Source organism: Micromonospora sp. M51 (genome assembly GCF_018070305.1).
GTDB classification, from domain to species: Bacteria; Actinomycetota; Actinomycetes; order Mycobacteriales; family Micromonosporaceae; genus Micromonospora; species Micromonospora parva.
In genome coordinates this window covers 1-2,411 of sequence record NZ_JAGPXZ010000850.1, presented here as the reverse complement: position 1 = coordinate 2,411, position 2,411 = coordinate 1, and the positions used below count along the sequence as shown (strand labels likewise).

At 73.5% G+C, this 2,411-nt stretch carries 2 protein-coding genes and 1 pseudogene; 1 reads left to right on the top strand and 2 read right to left on the bottom strand.

The features are described 5' to 3' along the window. Nucleotides 1-197, top strand: a pseudogene (locus tag KBX53_RS29720) (pyridoxal kinase); the annotation flags it as partial. A 31-nt stretch (nt 198-228) separates the two neighbouring features. On the opposite strand, the gene KBX53_RS29715 reads toward KBX53_RS29720, so the two are convergent. Both KBX53_RS29715 and KBX53_RS29710 read right to left on the bottom strand, forming a co-directional pair. After that, entirely contained in the window at nt 229-561 is a 333-nt protein-coding gene (locus KBX53_RS29715) for a putative quinol monooxygenase (RefSeq protein WP_030336274.1), read from the bottom strand. Between the two features lie 9 nt (nt 562-570). Continuing rightward, a partial coding sequence (locus KBX53_RS29710; protein WP_210862962.1) for an ATP-binding protein occupies nt 571-2,411 on the bottom strand: 1,841 nt, incomplete at its 5' end.

Genomic DNA, 2,411 nt, shown 5'->3' with positions numbered 1-2,411 from the left:
ACGTCACCGCGGCGCTGTACCTCGCGCACCTGTGCACGACCGGCTCACCCGCGACCGCGCTGGAACGCACCATCGCCTCCGTCTACGCCGTGCTCGAGGCGACTGTCGCGGCCGGCACCCGGGAGATCCAGCTGATCGCGGCGCAGGACGTGATCGCCGACCCGCCGACCCGCTTCGCCGCCCGCCGGCTGCGCTGACGGCGGGTCGGGCCGCACGGGTCGGCGACGGTCAGCGGCCCTCGGGGACGGCCATCTCACCGAGCAGCGACCAGTCCTCCTGCGGCACCGTGGCGTTCACGATGCGCGGGGTCTCGGCCAGGTGCGGCGGAAGGGTCTCCTGGGCCGCGCGGAAATGGGCGGACTGCACGTGGGCCGCACCGGCCTGGTCGTCGCGGAACGCCTCGACCAGCACGTACTCGGTCGGGTCGTCCACACTGCGGGACCAGTCGAACCACAGGCAGCCCGGCTCGGCGCGGGTCGCCTCGGTGAACTCGGCGGCGATCTGCGGCCACCGGTCGGCGTGCTCGGGCCGGATCCGGAACTTGGCGGTAATGAAGATCATGGCCTCAGGCTACCCAGCCGGACGGGCCCGGGCGACGACCTCCTCGGGGGTCAACGGCGCCTTCGGGTGGTGGGTCAGGCACAGCGGGGTGCGGACCTTGACGAACGAGAATCCCTCCCCGGCGGCGTAGAACTCACCGCTGTTGAGCAGGCCGATGTCCGGCAGCCGTCCACCCTTGGCCTCGGCGAGCTGCCGGGCCGCGTCGATCTGCGCCGGCGCGTTGAGCAGCCCGAAGAACTGCGTGGTCGCGTTGCCGGAGATCTGGTTGTGCAGACCCTTGGGCGCCTGCGTGGCGAAGACCAACCCGAGCCCGTACTTGCGGGCCTGCGAGGCCAGCGCGATCGTGCTGGCGGTGCAGGCCGTGGTGGCGGTCGAGGGCGCGAGCGTCTGCGCCTCGTCCATCACGAACAACCCACCCAGCGGTCGGTCACCGGCGGGGTGCCGTTTGATCCACGCGAAGAGCGCCATCTGCAACTGGTTGACGAAGCTCTGCCGCTCCTGATCGGAGGTGAGGCCGACGAAGCTGATCACCGACACCCGGGCCCGTCGCCCGGCCGACGGCGTCAGCAGCAGCCCTGGATCGGCAGGTGCGCCCACCCCGCCGAAGAGGGGATCGGTGACCATCGCCGCCTTGAGCGCCTCGGCCAACTCCTCGGCGAGCTTCCCGGCACGGGCCAGCCGACTGACCCCGTCGGGCAGGTCGGTGAGGAACTCGGTGAAGCCGGGCAGGCCCACCATCCCGCTTCGCGCGTACGCCTGGAGGGCCTCGGTGAGGACGGCCTTGCCCTGCTGGGCGAGCCGGCTGGAGCGGTCCACGCCGGCCCGAGGCGCGAGCGCTTCCACGGCGGAGCGGACGGCCTGGTCGAACTCGTCCGGCCAGTCCCGCAGGGAGGTGAAGTCGGGCAGCGGTTGGAAGCTCAGCGGCCGACCGGCGGTGACCCGGGGCGTCCAGACCACCACCTCGGTGTGCGCGAGGTAGTCGGTGGCCCGTTCGGCGTCGCCGGGGCCCCAGCCGTCGGGCGGGTCGGGCCAGGCGTCACCGAGCCGGGCCAGGTCGTTGTTGGGGTCGAGAACGATCGCGGAGACACCCGCGCGGGCGCACTCCTCGACCAGCCGACGGATGAGCACGGTCTTGCCCGAGCCCGAGCCGGCGAACACCACGGCGTGCCGGCGCAGCGACTCCAGGGGCACCGTGAACGGGTGACCACCGTCGACGGTCCGCCCCAGCCCGACGGCCCGACCGTCCTCGTCGACAGCAGGGTCGACCGGGTCCGCGGGCGCGGGCGCCGAGCTGCTCGACTGACCGGCTGCCACCTCGCCGACCGGCGTGTCCGCGGCGTCGGGGCCGGGGCCACCCGACGGTGGCTCGCCGTCGTCGGGCGTCGTCGACCCGGCCGCACCGCGCGTCCCGTCGGGCCCGGGCAGGACCGTCCGGAACAGCTCGGTGCCGCTGGCCGGACGGCGGGCCACCAGCCACTCCTGCAACGCCGTGGACGGCTCGGCCGCCATCACCCGCAGTGCCGCGAAGACCCGCAGGTCCGCCTCCGGCACGGCGCACCGCAGACCGCCGGCCGCGTCGAAACCGGTCAACACCTCGGTCGTACGCTTCCCGGTCGGCCACGGACCGTTGCGCAGCAGGACCAACCGCCGTTGGGGCAGGTCCCGGTCCAACCCGGCCAGGGTGCACGCCGCCTTGACCCGGGCGGTCACGGCGATGGCATTCGGGTGCGCGATGGCCCGGAAGCACCAGTGCGCCTCGTTCTCGGTGGCCTCGTCGAGCACCTCGATCAGCCGCCCGTGCAGCGCGGGCTTGCGACCGGGCGGCGGATCGTACTTGTAGGTGGCGCCGG